The 19012-nt window shown below is 70.0% G+C and carries 17 protein-coding genes and 1 pseudogene; 17 read left to right on the forward strand and 1 reads right to left on the reverse strand.

Features of this window, described 5'->3' with window-relative positions; genetic code table 11:
* Positions 1-230 precede the first annotated feature (230 nt).
* From ACH492_RS10275 to ftsH, 5 genes are all read left to right on the forward strand, one after another.
* On the forward strand, positions 231-1589 hold the full coding sequence (locus ACH492_RS10275; protein ID WP_398984718.1) for an ammonium transporter: 1359 nt from the start codon (positions 231-233) through the stop codon (positions 1587-1589).
* Positions 1586-1924 carry a P-II family nitrogen regulator gene (locus ACH492_RS10280; protein ID WP_398984721.1) on the forward strand — a complete coding sequence of 113 codons (339 nt, stop codon included), beginning with the start codon at positions 1586-1588 and terminating at the stop codon, positions 1922-1924. Before ACH492_RS10275 ends, ACH492_RS10280 begins: the two co-directional genes overlap by 4 nt.
* A gap of 26 nt (positions 1925-1950) precedes the next feature.
* Positions 1951-4404, forward strand: a complete 2454-nt coding sequence (locus ACH492_RS10285) for a [protein-PII] uridylyltransferase (protein ID WP_398984723.1) — start codon at positions 1951-1953, stop codon at positions 4402-4404.
* Positions 4405-4501: 97 nt separating this feature from the next.
* Positions 4502-6052, forward strand: a complete 1551-nt coding sequence (gene ffh, locus ACH492_RS10290; protein WP_398984725.1) for a signal recognition particle protein — start codon at positions 4502-4504, stop codon at positions 6050-6052.
* A 188-nt stretch (positions 6053-6240) separates the two neighbouring features.
* The gene (gene ftsH / locus ACH492_RS10295; protein ID WP_398984727.1) at positions 6241-8139 is read left to right on the forward strand and encodes an ATP-dependent zinc metalloprotease FtsH; all 1899 of its coding nucleotides are present in this window, start codon (positions 6241-6243) and stop codon (positions 8137-8139) included.
* Positions 8140-8638: 499 nt separating this feature from the next.
* Here ftsH and ACH492_RS10300 read toward each other — a convergent pair whose 3' ends face one another.
* Positions 8639-9487 carry a class I SAM-dependent methyltransferase gene (locus tag ACH492_RS10300; RefSeq protein ID WP_398984729.1) on the reverse strand — a complete coding sequence of 283 codons (849 nt, stop codon included), beginning with the start codon at positions 9485-9487 and terminating at the stop codon, positions 8639-8641.
* A 209-nt stretch (positions 9488-9696) separates the two neighbouring features.
* On the opposite strand from ACH492_RS10300, the gene proS reads away from it, so the two are divergent.
* The 12 genes and pseudogenes from proS to ACH492_RS10360 all read left to right on the forward strand — a co-directional run bounded on the left by proS (position 9697) and on the right by ACH492_RS10360 (position 18985).
* Positions 9697-11109, forward strand: coding sequence for a proline--tRNA ligase (gene proS, locus ACH492_RS10305; RefSeq protein WP_398984731.1), 1413 nt, complete (start codon positions 9697-9699; stop codon positions 11107-11109).
* 203 nt (positions 11110-11312) lie between these two features.
* Positions 11313-11942: a hypothetical protein gene (locus tag ACH492_RS10310; RefSeq protein ID WP_398984733.1), complete on the forward strand. Its 630-nt coding sequence runs from the start codon at positions 11313-11315 to the stop codon at positions 11940-11942.
* Between the two features lie 219 nt (positions 11943-12161).
* Positions 12162-12602 carry a 30S ribosomal protein S16 gene (rpsP, locus tag ACH492_RS10315; protein ID WP_398984735.1) on the forward strand — a complete coding sequence of 147 codons (441 nt, stop codon included), beginning with the start codon at positions 12162-12164 and terminating at the stop codon, positions 12600-12602.
* A 2-nt stretch (positions 12603-12604) separates the two neighbouring features.
* Entirely contained in the window at positions 12605-12844 is a 240-nt protein-coding gene (locus tag ACH492_RS10320; RefSeq protein WP_398984737.1) for an RNA-binding protein, read from the forward strand.
* Between the two features lie 79 nt (positions 12845-12923).
* A complete protein-coding gene (rimM, locus tag ACH492_RS10325) occupies positions 12924-13478 on the forward strand; it encodes a ribosome maturation factor RimM (RefSeq protein ID WP_398984739.1) in 555 nt (184 codons plus the stop codon).
* Positions 13478-14299, forward strand: a complete 822-nt coding sequence (trmD, locus tag ACH492_RS10330) for a tRNA (guanosine(37)-N1)-methyltransferase TrmD (RefSeq protein WP_398984741.1) — start codon at positions 13478-13480, stop codon at positions 14297-14299. The genes rimM and trmD overlap by 1 nt, the downstream gene beginning before the upstream one ends.
* 131 nt (positions 14300-14430) lie before the next feature.
* The gene (gene rplS / locus ACH492_RS10335; RefSeq protein WP_307660845.1) at positions 14431-14781 is read left to right on the forward strand and encodes a 50S ribosomal protein L19; all 351 of its coding nucleotides are present in this window, start codon (positions 14431-14433) and stop codon (positions 14779-14781) included.
* Positions 14782-14862: 81 nt separating this feature from the next.
* Entirely contained in the window at positions 14863-15666 is an 804-nt protein-coding gene (gene lepB, locus ACH492_RS10340) for a signal peptidase I (RefSeq protein WP_398984743.1), read from the forward strand.
* Positions 15659-16730 (forward strand): annotated as a pseudogene (gene lepB / locus ACH492_RS10345) (signal peptidase I); the annotation flags it as partial. The gene lepB (ACH492_RS10340) and the pseudogene lepB (ACH492_RS10345), both read left to right, overlap by 8 nt.
* A complete protein-coding gene (gene lepB, locus ACH492_RS10350) occupies positions 16627-17556 on the forward strand; it encodes a signal peptidase I (protein ID WP_398984745.1) in 930 nt (309 codons plus the stop codon). The pseudogene lepB (ACH492_RS10345) and the gene lepB (ACH492_RS10350), both read left to right, overlap by 104 nt.
* A gap of 72 nt (positions 17557-17628) precedes the next feature.
* A complete protein-coding gene (lepB, locus tag ACH492_RS10355; RefSeq protein WP_398984747.1) occupies positions 17629-18417 on the forward strand; it encodes a signal peptidase I in 789 nt (262 codons plus the stop codon).
* A gap of 91 nt (positions 18418-18508) precedes the next feature.
* The gene (locus ACH492_RS10360; RefSeq protein ID WP_398984838.1) at positions 18509-18985 is read left to right on the forward strand and encodes an NUDIX hydrolase; all 477 of its coding nucleotides are present in this window, start codon (positions 18509-18511) and stop codon (positions 18983-18985) included.
* Positions 18986-19012 lie beyond the last annotated feature (27 nt).

Raw genomic sequence — 19012 nt, forward strand, 5'->3', positions numbered from 1 at the left:
CGGGTAGGCGTCGCGGTCGGCTGGTGATGTGCGCAGAGGGTACTCCGGGCCCTCCCGCCCGACCCACCTGTTCATAGCTGCGTAACATGCCGGACCTCTTCGTCACTGCGGCGAAACATGGTGCGGCATTGACGGAAACCGCCTTGCGCCAACTTTAGGGCGCATAACCGGCCCGCCCTTCCGCACAGGCTTCGCCCGCACGCGGCCGCACCGACGACGAGGAGACGCCGATGCCTCAAGGCATCTCGACGCTTGCCGCAGACGCTCCAACACTGTCTGCAGCCAATACCGGCTTCATGCTCATCTGTTCCGCCCTGGTGATGATCATGACGCCCGGCCTTGCCTTCTTCTATGGAGGCATGGTCCGGGTCAAGAGCACCCTCAACATGCTGATGATGAGCTTCATCAGCCTCGGGATCGTCACCATCCTGTGGGTGCTGTACGGCTTCAGCCTGGCCTTCGGCACCGACAAGGGCTCCATCATCGGCTGGAGCGCCGACTACGTCGGGCTCAGCGGCCTCGGGCTCACCCAGCTGTGGGACGGCTACACCATCCCGGTGTACGTCTTCGCCGTCTTCCAGCTGATGTTCGCGATCATCACACCCGCGCTGATCAGCGGTGCGCTCGCCGACCGCGTGAAGTTCACCGCCTGGGCGCTGTTCGTCGCGCTGTGGGTCACCGTCGTCTACTTCCCGGTCGCGCACTGGGTGTGGGGCGCGGGCGGCTGGCTCTTCGAGCTCGGCGTCATCGACTTCGCGGGCGGCACCGCCGTCCACATCAACGCAGGTGCCGCGGCCCTCGGCGTGATCCTCGTCATCGGCAAGCGCGTCGGCTTCAAGAAGGACCCGATGCGGCCGCACAGCCTGCCGCTGGTCATGCTCGGCGCCGGTCTGCTGTGGTTCGGCTGGTTCGGCTTCAACGCCGGCTCGTGGCTGGGCAACGACGACGGTGTCGGCGCGGTGATGTTCGTCAACACCCAGGTCGCCACCGCGGCCGCGATGCTCGCCTGGCTGGCGTACGAGAAGATCCGCCACGGCGCCTTCACCACCCTCGGCGCCGCGTCCGGCGCGGTCGCGGGTCTGGTCGCCATCACCCCGTCCGGCGGCGCCGTGAGTCCGCTCGGCGCGATCGCCGTCGGCGTCATCGCCGGTGTGCTCTGCGCCATGGCTGTCGGCCTGAAGTTCAAGTTCGGTTACGACGACTCGCTCGACGTCGTCGGCGTCCACCTCGTCGGCGGTATCGTCGGCTCGCTGCTGGTCGGCCTCTTCGCCACCGGCGGCGTCCAGAACGACGTCAAGGGCCTCTTCTACGGCGGCGGCCTCGACCAGCTCGGCAAGCAGGCCATCGGTGTCGGCGCTGTACTGGCCTACTCTCTGGTGGCATCGGCGCTGCTCGCCTTCGTCCTCGACAAGACGATCGGCATGCGGGTCGAGGAGGACGTCGAGGTCTCCGGCATCGACCAGGACGAGCACGCCGAGACGGCGTACGACTTCAGCGGTGCCGGCGGCGGCGCCGGTTCCCGTAAGGCCGTGCCCGCCCCGGGCGACTCTGTGGCAGCCGCAGCTCCGACCAAGAAGGTGGACGCATGAAGCTCATCACCGCCGTCGTGAAGCCGCACCGGCTCGACGAGATCAAGGAGGCCCTGCAGGCCTTCGGAGTCCAGGGGCTCACGGTCACGGAGGCCAGTGGATACGGCCGCCAGCGCGGTCACACCGAGGTCTACCGCGGTGCGGAGTACACCGTCGACCTGGTGCCGAAGATCCGCATAGAGGTACTGGTCGAGGACGACGACGCCGAACAGCTCATCGACGTGGTCGTCAAGGCGGCCCGTACAGGCAAGATCGGTGACGGCAAGGTGTGGAGCGTCCCCGTAGAGGCAGCGGTACGGGTGCGGACCGGCGAACGCGGCCCGGACGCGCTGTAAACGCAGAGCAGAACAGGAGCTGCTGGGTGACGAGCCTTGATGTGACCACCGAAGCGGAAGACTCGGGACCCAGCGGCTATGCGGCGGCCCGGCTGCGCCTTCTCAACGAGAAGGCGCAGTCCGGGCCGCCGCGCCGTGCTGCCCTGGCCAGACTGACCGACGACTGGCTGAACGCGCTGTTCACCACCGCCTGTCTGGAGGCCGGGGTACGGGGCGCGGCGCTCGTCGCCGTCGGCGGTTACGGGCGCGGTGAACTCTCCCCGCGCAGCGACCTCGATCTGCTCCTGCTGCACGACGGGCGGGCGGACGCGGGTGACGTCGCCGCCCTCGCGGACCGGATGTGGTACCCGGTGTGGGATCTGGGGCTCGCACTCGACCACTCCGTACGCACTCCTGGCGAGGCCCGCAAGACCGCGGGCGAAGACCTCAAGGTGCAGCTCGGGCTGCTGGACGCGCGCCATGTAGCGGGCGATCTGGGTCTGCTGACCGGACTGCGCACCACTGTGCTGGCCGACTGGCGCAACCAGGCCCCCAAGCGGCTGCCCGAGCTGGACGAGCTCTGCCGTGAACGGGCCGAGCGCCAGGGCGAGTTGCAGTTCCTCCTGGAGCCGGACCTGAAAGAGGCGCGCGGCGGGCTGCGGGATGCCACCGCACTGCGCGCCGTCGCCGCCTCCTGGCTCGCCGACGCGCCTCGTGAAGGGCTCAACGAAGCCCGCCGGACGCTGATGGACGCCCGGGACGCGCTGCATCTGACCACAGGACGGGCCACCGACCGGCTCGCCCTGCAGGAGCAGGACCAAGTCGCCGCCGAACTCGGCCTGTTGGACGCCGACGCGCTGCTGCGGCAGGTGTACGAAGCGGCGCGCACCGTCTCGTACGCCACGGACGTCACTTGGCGCGAGGTGAACCGCGTACTCAGGTCACGCGCCGTACGGCCCCGGCTGCGGGCGATGCTGGGCGGCGGCCGCGGCACCCAGCCCGAGCGCAGCCCGCTCGCCGAGGGCGTCGTCGAGCAGGACGGCGAGGTGGTGCTCGCCCGCGCCGCGCGGCCCGAACGTGACCCGGTGCTCCCGCTGCGGGCCGCCGCGGCGGCCGCCCAGTCCGGGCTGCCGATCTCCCTGCACGCGGTACGGCGGCTCGCGGCCACTGCCCGCCCGCTGCCCGTGCCGTGGCCCGCCGAAGCCCGCGAGGAGCTCCTCACCCTGCTCGGCGCGGGGGAGTCGACGATCGCGGTCTGGGAGGCGCTCGAGGCCGAGGGCCTGATCACCCAGCTGCTGCCCGACTGGGAGCGCGTACGGTGCCGGCCACAGCGCAACCCTGTACACACCTGGACCGTCGACCGGCATCTCGTCGAGGCGGCGGTCAAGGCATCCGCGCTGACCCGCCGGGTGGTCCGCCCCGATCTGCTGCTGATCGCGGCCCTGCTGCACGACATCGGCAAGGGCTGGCCCGGGGACCACTCGGTGGCGGGCGAGACCATCGCCAAGGACGTCGCCGTCCGGATCGGATTCGACCGCGCCGACGTGGCCGTCATCGCCACGCTCGTACGCCACCACCTGCTGCTCATCGAGACAGCCACCCGGCGCGATCTGGACGACCCGGCCACGGTCGCCTCCGTCGCCGAGGTCGTCGGATCGGCCGGCACGCTCGAGCTGCTGCACGCCCTGACCGAGGCCGACGCGCTCGCCACCGGGCCCGCCGCCTGGTCCTCCTGGCGCGGTTCGCTCGTCGGCGACCTGGTGCAACGGGTCGCCGCGGTCCTCGCGGGCAATGCCCCGGCCGAGCCGGAGCCCGCCGCGCCCAGCGCCGAACAGGAACGCCTCGCCATCGAGGCGCTGCGCACCGGCGAACCGGTTCTCGCGCTGCACGCCCAGACCGAGCCGCCGGCAGGTGAAGAACCCGAACCCGTCGGCGTCGAGCTGCTGATCGCGCTGCCCGACCAGCCGGGGGTGCTGCCCGCAGCGGCCGGCGTGCTGGCCCTGCACCGGCTGACCGTCCGGGCCGCCGACCTGCGCTCCATCGACGTGCCCAGCGAACTCGGAGGGCCCAGTGGCGTACTGCTGCTGAGCTGGCGGGTGGCGGCGGAGTACGGCTCACTGCCGCAGGCCGCCCGGCTCCGCGCCGATCTCGTACGGGCCCTGGACGGCTCGCTCGACATCCCGGCGAGGCTCGCCGAGCGGGAGGCCGCCTATCCGCGCCGCCGTGGGGTCCAGGCCCCGCCCCCGCGCGTGACCGTCGCACCCGCGGGCTCCCGGCTCGCCACCGTGATCGAGGTACGCGCCCACGACGCTCCCGGGCTGCTGCACCGCATCGGCCGCGCGCTGGACGAAGCGGCGCTACGGGTGCGCAGCGCCCATGTCTCCACGCTCGGCGCGAACGCCGTCGACGCCTTCTATGTGACGGGCCCGGAAGGGGCGCCGCTGCCGGCCGAGGAGGCCGCCGAGACGGCCCGTGCGCTGGAGGCGGTGCTGCGCGCCTGACGTGAGACCCCCCACGGGGCAGACCACACCGCGCGCGGCCGGATACCCTGGGGGACACTGTCCGCCTGCTCCCGACACCTGAGGATCCGCGACCACCGTGTTCGACACCCTCTCCGACCGCCTTGCCGCGACATTCAAGAACCTCCGGGGCAAGGGCCGCCTGTCCGAGGCGGACATCGACGCCACGGCGCGCGAGATCCGTATCGCGCTGCTCGAGGCGGATGTCGCGCTGCCCGTCGTCCGGGCCTTCATCAAGCAGGTCAAGGAGCGCGCGAGTGGCGCCGAGGTCTCCCAGGCGCTGAACCCGGCCCAGCAGGTCATCAAGATCGTCAACGAGGAGCTCATCGGCATCCTCGGCGGCGAGACCCGCCGCCTCCGGTTCGCCAAGCAGCCGCCGACCGTGATCATGCTCGCGGGTCTGCAGGGTGCCGGTAAGACGACGCTGGCCGGAAAGCTGGGCCTGTGGCTCAAGGGCCAGGGGCACTCGCCGCTGCTCGTCGCCTGTGACCTCCAGCGCCCCAACGCGGTCACCCAGCTCTCCGTCGTCGCCGAGCGCGCGGGCGTCGCGGTCTACGCGCCGGAGCCGGGCAGCGGCGTCGGCGACCCGGTCAAGGTCGCCAAGGACTCCATCGAGCACGCCAAGTCCAAGCAGTACGACGTGGTCATCGTCGACACCGCCGGCCGCCTCGGCATCGACCAGGAGCTGATGCAACAGGCCGCGGACATCCGCGACGCCGTCAGCCCCGACGAGGTCCTCTTCATCGTCGACGCGATGATCGGTCAGGACGCGGTCAACACCGCGGAGGCGTTCCGCGACGGCGTCGGCTTCGACGGCGTGGTGCTCTCCAAGCTCGACGGTGACGCCCGCGGTGGCGCGGCGCTCTCCATCGCGCACGTCACCGGCCGCCAGATCATGTTCGCCTCCAACGGCGAGAAGCTGGACGACTTCGACGCGTTCCACCCGGACCGCATGGCGTCCCGCATCCTCGGCATGGGCGACATGCTGTCGCTGATCGAGAAGGCCGAGCAGACCTTCAGCCAGGAAGAGGCCGCCAAAATGGCCTCCAAGCTGGCGAGCAGCAAGGGCAAGGACTTCACGCTCGACGACTTCCTGGCCCAGATGGAGCAGGTCAGGAAGATGGGCTCCATCTCCAAACTGCTCGGAATGCTGCCCGGCATGGGGCAGATCAAGGACCAGATCAACAACATCGACGAGCGGGACGTGGACCGTACCGCCGCGATCATCAAGTCGATGACGCCCGGCGAGCGTCAGGAGCCGACGATCATCAACGGCTCGCGCCGTGCCCGTATCGCCAAGGGCTCCGGTGTCGAGGTCAGCGCCGTGAAGGGCCTGGTGGAGCGGTTCTTCGAGGCCCGCAAGATGATGTCGAGGATGGCGCAGGGCGGTGGGATGCCGGGTATGCCCGGGATGCCCGGCATGGGTGGCGGCCCCGGCCGCCAGAAGAAGCAGGTCAAGCAGGCCAAGGGCAAGCGCAAGAGCGGCAACCCGATGAAGCGCAAGGCTGAGGAGCAGGCGGCCGCGGCGCGCCGCGAGCAGACGACGCAGGGCAACGCGTTCGGCCTGCCGGCCAGTGAGCCGGGCAAGGACTTCGAACTGCCCGAGGACTTCAAGAAGTTCATGGGCTGACGCGCCGACACGCTGACGCGCTGACATCAGCCCCGAAGGGCCCGCGGCCGGACCGGCCGCGGGCCCTTCGCGTGCTCGATCCCGCCGGGTGACGGCGCCCTCGCAGGGCCTGCGGCTTCGGCTGGCGACGCCTGGGGATCTGTGCGGTCATGGGCACAGGCGCCGAGTCACGGCAGAGGAGAGCAGGCGTGGCCAACCCCGTACCCCCACGCGAGCGGACCGACCAGCCGTGGCGCTCCGAGGGTGTGCCTCCGCCGAGGAAGATGCCCGGAGGCTGGGCCGGCCTGATTCTCACCGCGCTCGTCGTCTTTCTGGCCGCCAATCTGCTGCTGTCCTTCTTCGGTGGTGGGGGCGGGCCCGCCATCTCGTACACGGAGTTCAGCAAGCAGGTCGGAAACGGCAACGTCTCGAAGATCTACGCCAGGGGCGACACGATCCAGGGCGAGCTCAAGCGGGAGGCGCCCCTTCCTGACGGCAAGGGCGACTACACCAAGTTCACGACCCATCGACCGGCCTTCGCCGACGACAAGCTCTGGGACGAGCTGAGCAAGCAGAACGTCACCGTGACGGCCGAGCCGGTCGTCACTTCGGGACGCGGCATTCTGGCCAATCTGCTGATCTCGCTCGCGCTGATGCTGTTCCTCGTACTGCTGTGGTTGTACATCGCCCGGCGGATGGGCGCGCCGCTGGGCGGCGGCGTGCTCGGGCGTAAGCCGAAGCCGGTGGAGGTCGAGCCGGGCAAGCGCACCACCTTCGAAGACGTGGCCGGCATCGACGAGGTCAAGGCCGAGCTCAATGACATCGTCGAGTTCCTCAAGAACCCGCCGGCGTACCGGAAGATGGGCGCGAGGATGCCCGGCGGCGTACTGCTCTCAGGACCGCCCGGCACCGGGAAGACGCTGCTGGCGCGGGCAGTGGCGGGCGAGGCCGGGGTGCCGTTCTTCTCCGCGTCCGCCTCGGAGTTCATCGAGATGAGCGTCGGACCGGGCGCCGGCCGGGTCCGTGAACTCTTCGCCGAGGCGCGCAGGGTCGCCCCCGCCATCATCTTCATCGACGAGATCGACACGATCGGGCGGGTGCGGGGCGGCGGCGCGGGCGTGGGCGGGCACGACGAGCGTGAGCAGACGCTCAACCAGATTTTCACCGAGATGGACGGCTTCAGCGGCTCGGAGGGAGTGGTCGTACTCACCGCCACCAACCGCGCCGACATCCTCGACCCCGCGCTGACCAGGCCCGGCCGCTTCGGCCGGGTCGTCCATGTCTCTCCGCCCGACCGCGCAGGCCGCCAGGCCATCCTCAAGATCCACACCCGGCGGGTCCCACGGGCCGAGGACGTCGACCTGGCCCAGATCGCCAGTGCGACGCCGGGGATGACGGGCGCGGATGTCGCCAACCTGGTCAACGAGGCCGCTCTCCTCGCGGTCAAGCGCCGGCAGTCGGCAGTCACCCAGTCCGACCTCTTCGCCGCCCTGGAAAAGGTCCAGCTCGGCGCGGAACGCCCGCTGGTCATGCCGGAGGAGGATCGCAGACGTACCGCCTACCACGAGAGCGGTCACGCGCTGCTCGGCATGCTCCAGCCCGGCGCGGACCCGGTCCGCAAGGTCACCATCGTGCCGCGCGGCCGGGGGCTGGGCGGCACACTCTCCACCCCCGACGCGGACAGGTACGCGTACACCGAGGCGTATCTGCGCGGCCGCATCGTCGGCGCGCTGGGCGGGATGGCGGCCGAGCACGTGGTCTTCGACGTGATCACGACGGGCTCGGAGAGCGACCTGGAACAGGTCACGCACCTGGCCAGGGGCATGGTCGGCCGCTGGGGCATGAGCGAACGGGTCGGCAGACTGACCGCGATCCCGAACGATGCCCAGCAGGCGTACGGGCTCTGCGCCGCCCCGGCGACGCTGGACACGGTGGAGCACGAGATGCGCCGGATCGTCGACGAGTGCTACGAGAGCGCCTGCCGCCAACTGCGAGACAACCGCGACCGTTTGGACGCGCTGGCGCGGGCGCTGCTGGAGAACGAAACCCTGGAGGAGTCCGCGGCGTACCGCGCGGCGGGCATCTCGCGCCCGGACAAGGCGGAGTAGCGCGTCGGCGTGCGGCGCGCCACACGAGGTCCGTTGGCTGCCCCCGGCGATCCCGGGGCCACCCGAGCCCCAGCAGCCCGGCGGCGCGAAGTTGCCGCCGGGCCGGGGCGAGCGCCCTCAGGGTGGCGGCGCGAAGCTGCCGTTCAGGAACGCCGGCACGGTGGCGCGAAGCTGCCGCCCGCCGTCCGGGGACGCCGTGCCGGGCCCGAGGCGAGCGCCCGCGGGCCGACGCCGGGAAGCTGCCGTTCAGGAACGCCGGCACGGCGGCGCGAAGCTGCCGTTGAGGAACGCCGGTGCAGCGCCCCGGCGAGCCGGGCGGCGTGAAGGTGCCCGCGCCGGGCATCATGCGCGCCTCCGGCGCGGGCAGTTGCTCCCGCAGAGTGCGGCGCGAAGCTGTCGTCGGCTGGGCCTGGTTCAGGGGTCCGGGGCTTGTCCCGGTTGTGGGAAGGGGCGGGGAGGGAAAGGCTCCGCGCAGCGGAACCCGCACCCCCGCCCAGCCTCACCGCGTCCGCGCGATCAGGTACCGGAACACATTCGGCATCCACACCGTGCCGTCCCGCCGCCGATGCGCATGCAGCGCCTCCCTGATCTCCTTCTCCACCTGCGACTGGTCCGTCGCCCGCACCGCCGCCGCGTACAGCCCCGTCGACAGCAGCCCCCGCACCGCGCTCTCAATGTCCGCGTAGCCGAAGGGGCACGCCACCCGGCCCGAGCCGTCCGGCTTCAGACCCGCCTGGGCCGCGACGTCCTCCAAGTCGTCCCGGAGCGCCGGGCGCCAGCCGCCCTTCCGCAGCCGGTCGGTCAGCCGTCCCGCCACCCGCAGCACACCCGACGTCGCGCACCGCTCCGGCGGGCCCCAGCCCGTCAGCACCACCGCGCTGCCGTGCTCCGCCAGGCCGACGGCCGCCGCGACAGCCGGTCCAAGGCCCTGCGAGTCACCGGCCGCACAGCCGATCGGCTGAAACGCGGTGATCAGGTTGTACGGACCCCGCTCCGAATCCGCCGCGGCCGCCGCATCGCCTTCCGCCAGCTCGACGTCCCGCGCAGCCGCCCCCGCATCCGGAGTCATCCGTTCCCGCGCCAGCGCGAGCCGTTCGCGGTCCGTGTCGACCCCGGTCACCCGCGCACCGCGCGACGCCGCGATCAGCAGTGCGAGACCGGACCCGCAGTCGAGGCCGAGCAGCCGCGTCCCGGAGCCGACCTCCAACCGCTCGTACACCGCCTCGTACAGCGGCACCAGCATCCGTTCCTGGATCTCGGCCCAGTCCCGGGCCCGCGCACACGCCTCCGCCGGTGACGGAGACGCAGACGACGCGTGGGGTCGGTGCTGGACGAGCGTTGGTGTCATCGAAAGCGCCCCAATCCGCCAAGAGGTCAGCAGAGCCCTGAAGGACAGCCCCCCGTGTGCGTACGCCTGCGCTCCCCCCGTATGCCAGAGAACTCCGCATGCGCCCGCAAGTCCAGGGGTTGAGTGGCAATGCTTGCGTGCCCCCGGCGTGCGCCCGCAGACGCCGGCCGATTCACGCTTGGCCCCGGTGTCGCCGTACGATGCGCGCCATGGCAAAGGCACCCGTTCTCACGCCCCAGGCGGAAGACTTCCCGCGCTGGTACCAGGACCTGATCAACAAGGCCGAACTGGCGGACAACGGCCCGGTGCGCGGCACCATGGTCATCCGGCCGTACGGCTACGGCCTGTGGGAGCGGATGCAGCAGGAGATGGACGCCCGCATCAAGGACGCGGGTGCCCAGAACGCCTACTTCCCGCTCTTCATCCCACAGTCTTACCTGACTCGGGAAGCTGAGCACGTCGAGGGCTTCGCACCCGAACTCGCGGTCGTCACACACGGTGGCGGAAAGGAGCTCGAGGAGCCCGTCGTCGTACGCCCCACGTCCGAGACGATCATCAACGACTACTTCTCGAAGTGGGTGCAGAGCTACCGCGATCTGCCGCTCCTGATCAACCAGTGGGCCAATGTGGTCCGTTGGGAGATGCGCCCGCGGGTCTTCCTGCGTACGACCGAATTCCTCTGGCAGGAGGGCCACACCGCCCACGCCACATACGAGGACGCCCGCGACTACGCCGCCTACATTCACAAGCACGTCTACGCGGACTTCATGATCAACCTCCTTGGCATCGACGTGGTGCTCGGCCGCAAGACGCCCAAGGAGCGCTTCGCCGGCGCCATCAACACCCTTACGCTCGAAGCCATGATGGGCGACGGCAAGGCCCTTCAGATGGGTACGAGCCATGAGCTCGGCACCAACTTCTCCAAGGCCTTCAACACCACGTACCTGTCGAAGGACGGCAAGCAGGAGCTTGCCTGGCAGACCTCCTGGGGCTCGTCCACCCGGATGGTCGGCGGTCTGATCATGTCGCACGGCGACGACAACGGACTGCGCGTCCCGCCGCGTCTCGCGGCCGTCCAGGTCGTCGTCATGGCCATCAAGGGCGACGAGGCGGTCGCCAAGGTCCGGGAGATCGGCGACCGGCTCAAGGCCGCGGGCCTGCGCGTGCAGATCGACGACCGCACCGACACCCCCTTCGGTCGCCGCGCGGTCGACTGGGAGCTCAAGGGCGTTCCGGTACGCATCGAGGTCGGCCCGCGCGACCTGGAGGCGGGCACCGCGATGCTGGCCCGTCGCATCCCCGGGGGCAAGGAACCGGTGCGGATCGAGGCGCTGGCCGAGCTGCTGCCCAAGGTCCTCGAGGAGGACCAGGCGCAGCTGCTGAAGGAGTCGCGCGACCGCCGCGAGTCCCGTACGACCGACGTGACGACGGTCGAGGAGGCCGCAGAGGCCGCGGTCGCCGGCGGCTGGGCCCGTATCCCCTGGTCGACCCTGGGCCAGGAAGGCGAGGACAAGCTCGCCGAGCAGGCCGTGTCCGTACGGTGTCTGGTCGCCGAGGACGGGTCGGTTCCTGAGGCCGATGACGCGCCGGGTACTGTCGCGATCGTGGCTCGCGCCTACTGACGCGGCCCGCTGAGGCGCACGCTGCCCGGAGTCGGGCAGCCGCCCCGGCGCACGGCCCTTGTCTACGCGCGGGGGCGTACGCGCCGCTACGTACCACCTTGATGTGAGCTGTGAAGCTTCTCCGCAGATCGGCGCACCCGCCCTCGTCCGGACGCATCAACGGCAACTGACTGGTACGTGCAAATTATTTGGGATGCCCCGGAATGGAACCCGCGAGCGCCCCGGCTCGTTATCACGACGTGAGCACGACACCACCTGTTCTCGCCGCAGAGCTGGCACAGGCGTGGGCCGATATTCAGCGGCACCACCCCGAGCTGCCGGATCTTGCCGCGCCAGAGTCCCTGATCGGAGAGTCCTCGTCCGCCTGCGGCCACGAGCTCTCCTTCGAGCGACTGCTCCACGAGGCAGTCCATGGCATCGCCGCCGCCCGAGGTGTCCGCGACACCTCCCGCGCCGGCCGCTATCACAACCGCCGATTCCTGGCGATCGCCGAGGAGATGGGCCTGGACCATGTCGACGAGCCGCACCCCAGCAGCGGCTTCTCGCTGGTCGCGCTCAACCCCGAGGCGAAGCGGCGGTACCGACCCACGATCGAGAGACTGCAGCGCGCCCTCAAGGCGCACACCGTTGCGACGGCCTCCGACACCAAGCGCACCTTCCGCGGGCCGGCCGCCCGGCACGGCTCGTCCGGCGGTGGCGTGCGGGTCAAGGCCGTGTGCGACTGCGGCCGCAATGTCCGCGTCGTCCCGTCCGTTCTCGCCCAGGCTCCCATCGTCTGCGGCGGCTGCGGCAAACCTTTCCGTATCCCGGAAGTAGTCGCCGCCGCGAGCTGATGACCTCCGCCCGCCGGGTCGGGCCGCCGGCGGGGGCGGTGCGACACCGGCCGGGTGCAAGCCCGCTGCAGGTCTGTGGCACAATGGCAAGCTGTACTCGACAGCCGCACAGGAACCCTCTCGCCTCCGGCTGACGCGTCCATCGGGCACCCGAGTACCGCAACCCCACGTGGCATCTCGTTGTGCCCAACCACGTCAAGACCAGGAGACACCACTCCCGTGGCAGTCAAGATCAAGCTGAAGCGTCTGGGCAAGATCCGTTCGCCTCACTACCGCATCGTCGTCGCCGACTCCCGTACCCGCCGTGACGGCCGGGCCATCGAGGAGATCGGCCTGTACCACCCGGTGCAGAATCCCTCGCGCATCGAGGTCAACTCGGAGCGTGCGCAGTACTGGCTGTCCGTCGGTGCCCAGCCGACCGAGCCGGTTCTCGCGATCCTGAAGCTCACCGGTGACTGGCAGGCGCACAAGGGCCTGCCGGCCCCGGCGCCGCTGCTCGTCGCGGAGCCGAAGGACAAGCGCGCCGCGTTCGATGCCTTCACCAAGGGCCTCGAGGGTGACGAGCCGAAGGGTGAGGCCATCACCCCGAAGGCGAAGAAGACCGACAAGAAGGCGGACGAGGCTGCTGAGGCCCCGTCCACCGAGTCGACCGAGGCCTGAGCATGCTCGAGGAGGCTCTCGAGCACCTCGTGAAGGGCATCGTCGACAACCCGGACGATGTGCAAGTGGCCTCGCGCAATCTGCGCCGCGGTCGCGTGCTCGAGGTCCGGGTTCACCCCGACGATCTCGGTAAGGTGATCGGCCGCAATGGCCGCACCGCGCGCGCCCTGCGCACCGTCGTGGGCGCCATTGGTGGCCGTGGCATCCGCGTCGACCTCGTCGACGTGGCCCAGGTTCACTGACCTACGCAGCACCGGCACGGGCCGGGGAGGGCCTTATGGCCGTCCCCGGCCCGTAGTCGTCGACAGGAGAGAGTGCTAAGTGCAGTTGGTAGTCGCGCGGATCGGCCGCGCCCACGGCATCAAGGGCGAGGTCACCGTCGAGGTGCGCACGGACGAGCCGGAACTGCGGCTCGCGCCCGGCGCCGTACTGGCCACCGACCCGGCCACCACCGGACCGCTGACGATCGAGACCGGCCGGGTGCACAGCGGCCGGCTGCTGCTGCGCTTCGAGGGAGTACGGGACCGCAACGCCGCCGAGGCCCTGCGCAACACCCTGCTGATCGCCGAGGTGGACCCGGCAGAAGTCCCCGAGGACCCCGAGGAGTTCTACGACCATCAGCTGATGGACCTCGATGTCGTCCTCGCCGACGGTACCGGGATCGGCCGGATCACCGAGATCAGCCATCTGCCCTCGCAGGACCTGTTCATCGTCGAGCGGCCCGACGGCAGCGAGGTGATGATCCCCTTCGTCGAGGAGATCGTGACCGAGATCGACCTCGAGAAGCAGCGCGCCGTCATCGACCCGCCGCCCGGGCTCATCGACGACAGCGAGGCGGAGATCGCATCGTCGCGCGATGCCGAGGACGATGCCTGATGCGGCTCGACGTCGTCACGATCTTCCCCGAGTACCTGGAACCGCTGAACGTCTCGCTCGTCGGCAAGGCACGCGCGCGTGGGCAGCTCGATGTCCATGTGCACCACCTGCGTGAGTGGACGTACGACCGGCACAACACCGTCGACGACACCCCCTACGGCGGCGGCCCCGGCATGGTCATGAAGACCGAGCCCTGGGGCGACGCCCTCGACGACGCGCTGGCGAGCGGCTACGAGGCGGGCGCGCACGGCCCGGTCATGGTCGTGCCCACACCCAGCGGCCGCCCCTTCACCCAGGGGCTCGCCGTCGAGCTTTCCGAGCGGCCGTGGCTGATTTTCACCCCCGCTCGGTACGAGGGCATCGACCGCCGGGTCATCGACGAGTACGCCACCCGGATACCGGTCTACGAGGTGTCCATCGGCGACTACGTCCTGGCCGGCGGCGAGGCGGCCGTACTGGTGATCACCGAGGCCGTGGCGCGGCTGCTGCCCGGGGTCCTGGGCAACGCCGAATCGCACCGGGACGACTCCTTCGCGCCCGGCGCGATGGCCAATCTGCTCGAAGGCCCCGTCTACACAAAGCCGCCCGAGTGGCGCGGACGCGCCATTCCGGAGGTGCTGATCAGCGGGCACCACGGGAAGATCGCGCGCTGGCGGCGGGACGAGGCGCTCCGCCGTACGGCATCCAACAGGCCCGACCTGATTGAGCGTTGCGACCCGGCCGTCTTCGACAAGAAGGACCGGGAGATCCTCTCCATCCTGGGCTGGGCGCCGGAGCCCGGCGGCCGATTTTGGCGCAGGCCCGAGGCCGTGGAAGAATAGGCCGCTGCTGTACGTCCGGCGTGCGCCCCTGCCACAGGGGGAACGACGCCCGCTCGACGTGGACGGCACTCTGATTCTCATCTCGATCATTCCGCTGATGACCTGTGGCATCGGCGAGGAAGCAGACCTTCATGGCCAGCCTGCTCGACTCCGTCAACTCCGCGTCGCTGCGCAGCGACGTCCCCGCCTTCCGTCCCGGCGACACCGTGAACGTCCACGTTCGCGTCATTGAGGGCAACCGCTCGCGTATCCAGCAGTTCAAGGGCGTTGTCATCCGCCGCCAGGGCTCGGGCGTCAGCGAGTCCTTCACGGTCCGCAAGGTCTCCTTCTCCGTCGGCGTCGAGCGCACCTTCCCGGTGCACAGCCCGATCTTCGAGAAGATCGAGCTCGTCACCCGCGGTGACGTCCGTCGCGCGAAGCTGTACTACCTCCGCGACCTGCGCGGCAAGGCCGCCAAGATCAAGGAGAAGCGCGACAACTGAGCTTCGGCTCGCCTCTCGCGCCTGAGCTTCGGCTCACACTGACGCCGGGTTCACAGGGCCGCCGGATAGGCTCTGGCCCCGATGGACACCGAAGCGAAGCACACGGAGCGCGACCGCTCTTCCGCCCCCGAAACCGGGGAAGAGGGAGAGGGGTCGCGTTCTGTGCGTTCATCGAGCCCCTCCGGACAGTTGGGAAAACGTCTCTCCGGGATGTCCTGGCGCAGGGCCGGGCTGCTCGGCGTCGTCTGCACCGTCGTCGTGCTGCTGTTCAGTCACTTCGTGGTGCAGCCCTTCCAGATCCCCAGCAGCTCCATGGAGCCCACCCTTCAGGTCGGCGACCGGGTACTGGTGAACAAGCTGGCGTACCGTTTCGGTTCCGGGCCCCAGCGGGGGGACATCGTCGTCTTCGACGGCACCGGATCCTTCGTACAGGAGGGTCTGGAGGAGAATCCGGTCAGCACCCTGACGCGTGGCGCGCTCGCGGCGCTGGGGCTGGCCGAGCCTGCCGAGACCGACTTCGTCAAGCGCGTCGTCGGTATGGGCGGTGACAGAGTGGTCTGCTGCGACAAGGGGGGCAGGGTCGAGGTGAACGGCGTACCGGTCGACGAGAGATATCTCCATCCCGACGACGTCCCGTCCGAGGTCCCTTTCGACATCGTCGTTCCGCAGGGCACTTTGTGGGTCATGGGGGACCACCGGAGCCACTCGCGTGACTCCCGCGACCATCTCGGGGAGCCCGGCGGCGGCATGGTGCCCGTCGACAAGGTGATCGGACGGGCGGACTGGATCGGCTGGCCGATCGGGCGCTGGACCTCGCTGGAGGGGACCGACGTCTTCGTGGGCGTACCTGAGGCGGAACGAATGCCGGGCGGCGCCCATGGGTAACCGCGGGCGTCGTGCGAGTCACCGGGCCGACACCCGGCTGCCGACCGGAACCCGGCCGACGGACGGCGCCAGGACGCTGCCCGGCCGGGCGGAGCGGCGCAGACTCGCGCAGAAGGTGAAGCGCAAGCGCCGCCGGTCGGCCGTGAAGGAGATACCCCTCCTGATCACCGTGGCGCTGCTGATCGCGCTGGTCCTGAAGACGTTCCTGGTGCAGGCCTTCGTGATCCCGTCGGGCTCGATGGAGCAGACCATACGGATCCAGGACCGCGTACTGGTGGACAAGCTCACCCCGTGGTTCGGCTCCAAGCCGCAGCGCGGGGATGTCGTCGTCTTCAAGGATCCCGGCGGCTGGCTCCAGCAGGAGCAGGCCCCCAAGAAGGACGACCCGATCGTCGTCAAACAGGTCAAGCAGGGCTTGACCTTCATAGGGCTGCTGCCGTCGGACGACGAGCAGGACCTGATCAAGCGGGTGGTCGCGGTCGGCGGGGACACCGTCAAGTGCTGCGACAAGGACGGGCGGGTCACCGTCAACGGCGTACCGCTCATCGAGCCGTATCTGAACCCCGGAAACGTTCCCTCAACGCTCAAGTTCGAGGTCAAGGTGCCGGCTGGGCGGATCTTCGTGATGGGCGACCACCGGGCCAACTCGGCTGACTCGCGCTTCCACCTCGACGAGAAGGACCGGGGCACCGTCTCGGAGGAGGAGGTCGTCGGGCGAGCGGTCGTCATCGCCTGGCCGGTCAGCCACTGGCGCAAACTGGAAGAGCCGGAGACATACGCATCCGTCCCGAACGCGCGTGCCGGGTCGACCTCGGCGCTCTCCCCGTCGAATAGGGTGTCACCTCAGGATCTGAACGGGATGATCCTGCTCCCGAGCCCTGCGGAACTCCCGCTCGTTATGGGAGTGGTGGGCTTGCTCCGACTTCGGGGCAGGCGGTTCGCACGGAGTGAGGAGTGGATGTGGGGGATGTGGCCGTCGGCGCACGATCCGGACACGACGAGCCGGAGGAAAGGCCGGGGAAGCTCGCCGAGCCGCCCGCGGCCGTAACGGACGAAGCGGCGGCTCGGACGCCGGGGACGGCGGGAACGGTGGACGCCGAGAGCGGATCCTCCGAGGACAGTGGTACGGGACAGAAGAAGCAGCGATCCTTCTGGAAGGAACTGCCGCTCCTGATCGGTATCGCGCTGCTTCTCGCGCTGCTCATCAAGACCTTCCTGGTGCAGGCCTTCTCGATCCCCTCCGACTCGATGCAGAACACCCTGCAGCGCGGCGACCGGGTGCTGGTCGACAAGCTCACCCCGTGGTTCGGCTCGGAGCCCGAGCGCGGTGAGGTCGTCGTCTTCCACGACCCGGGCGGCTGGCTGGAGGGCGAGCCCACCCCCGAACCGAACCCCGTGCAGAACTTCCTCAGCTTCATCGGCCTGATGCCGTCGTCCGAGGAAAAGGACCTGATCAAGCGGACGATCGCGATCGCCGGCGACACGGTGGAGTGCAAGAAGGGCGGCCCGGTCAGGGTCAACGGGAAGGCGCTCGACGAGCCGTACATCTACCCCGGCGACACCCCCTGCGACGACCAGGCCTTCGGCCCGTTCAAGGTGCCCAAGGACCGGATCTGGGTGATGGGCGACCACCGCCAGAACTCCAGGGACTCCCGCTACCACATGGAAGACGTGAACAACGGCTTCGTACCGGTCGACAAGGTCGTCGGACGCGCTGTCGTGGTGGCCTGGCCGCTGAACCGCTGGTCGACGCTGCCAGTGCCCGGCACCTTCGACCAGCCCGGGATCAACACCGCTGCCGCTGTCATGTCGGCCGGTCCCGTCCTGGGCGTTCTGCCCTTCGCGCTGTGGCGCCGCAGGAGGCTGACCGCGGGGCATACCGCCGGGTAGGGTGCCGTCCCAGATCGCCGATCTCCGAGGATGGCTCTCGGGGACCGAATCTCCGAGGTGGGGAGCGCTGGGATGAGCGGAACAGTACGTACGGACGACGGCCGCGGCCGGCTCGGCAGTGCATTGTCGGGCCTGGCCGTGGCCGTCGGCTGTGTGCTCTTCCTCGGGGGGTTCATCTGGGGGGCCGTGGTCTACCAGCCGTACACAGTGCCGACCGACTCGATGTCCCCGACCGTGATGGCGGGTGACCGGGTACTGGCGCAGCGGATAGACGGCGACCAGGTGAGGCGCGGCGACATCGTGGTGTTCCGCGATGCGCAGTGGGGCGATATGCCGATGGTGAAGCGGGTGGTGGGCGTGGGTGGCGACAAGATCGCCTGCTGCGGCGACGGCGGCAAGCTGACGGTCAACGGCACGGCGGTTGAGGAACCGTATCTGCGCAACAAGGGGCTCGCTTCGCCGGACCGCTTCACGGCCACGGTCCCCAAGGGGCAGCTGTTCCTGCTGGGCGACGAGCGCAGAGGCTCGCTGGACTCCCGCGTACACCTCCAGGACCCTGGGCAGGGGTCGGTGCCGCGCTCGGCGGTGACGGCGCGGCTGGACGCCGTGGCATGGCCGCTGGACGGCGGTCTGCTGGACCGGCCGCAGGGCTTCGCTGTGCTGCCGGGCGGAGTGTCGCAGCTGGGCCCGGTGAAGCTGGTGGTCGGGGCGGTGGTGGTCGGGGCCCTGTTGATCGTGGGCGGTGCGACGTACGGTCCGATCGCGCGACGGCTTTCGAGGAAGGGGCGCGGGGCCTCGGGCGCCGGTGGCGGCGGACGCGGGGGCTCGGGCCGCGGAACGGCGGCCGCCGGTGTCGGCTGAGGGCCGCGAGGGCCGGGACCACGAGAGGGAGCTGCGGGACCGTGACGGCGGGCCGGCCCCTGAGAAGGAGCTGCGGGCTCCCGAGGACGAGCTGCGGAAGGTCGCACGGGTCGTGCTGCTCGATCCGCAGGACCGCATTCTGCTGATGCACGGGTACGAGCCCGAGGATCCGGCCGACCGCTGGTGGTTCACACCGGGCGGCGGCCTGGAGGGCGACGAGACCCGACAGGAGGCCGCGCTGCGCGAGCTGGCCGAGGAGACCGGGATCACAGAGGTGGAACTGGGCCCGGTGCTGTGGCGCCGGACCTGCTCATTCCCGTTCGACGGACGGCGCTGGGACCAGGACGAGTGGTACTTCCTGGCACGTACCTCGCAGACGGTGACGGCCCCGCACGGACTGACGGAGCTCGAGCAACGCAGTGTCGCTGGGCTGAGGTGGTGGACCTACGCCGAACTGTCGGCGGCGCGTGAGACGGTGTATCCGACCAGGCTCGCCGAGCTGCTGCGCACGCTGTTCGACGAGGGTCCTCCGAGTGCGCCGGTGGTCCTGGCCCCAGAAATCGTCTAGGGGCGCAGGGGGCTGGAGCACAATAGG

This window comes from Streptomyces sp. NPDC019443 (genome assembly GCF_044389785.1).
Taxonomy (GTDB): domain Bacteria; phylum Actinomycetota; class Actinomycetes; order Streptomycetales; family Streptomycetaceae; genus Streptomyces.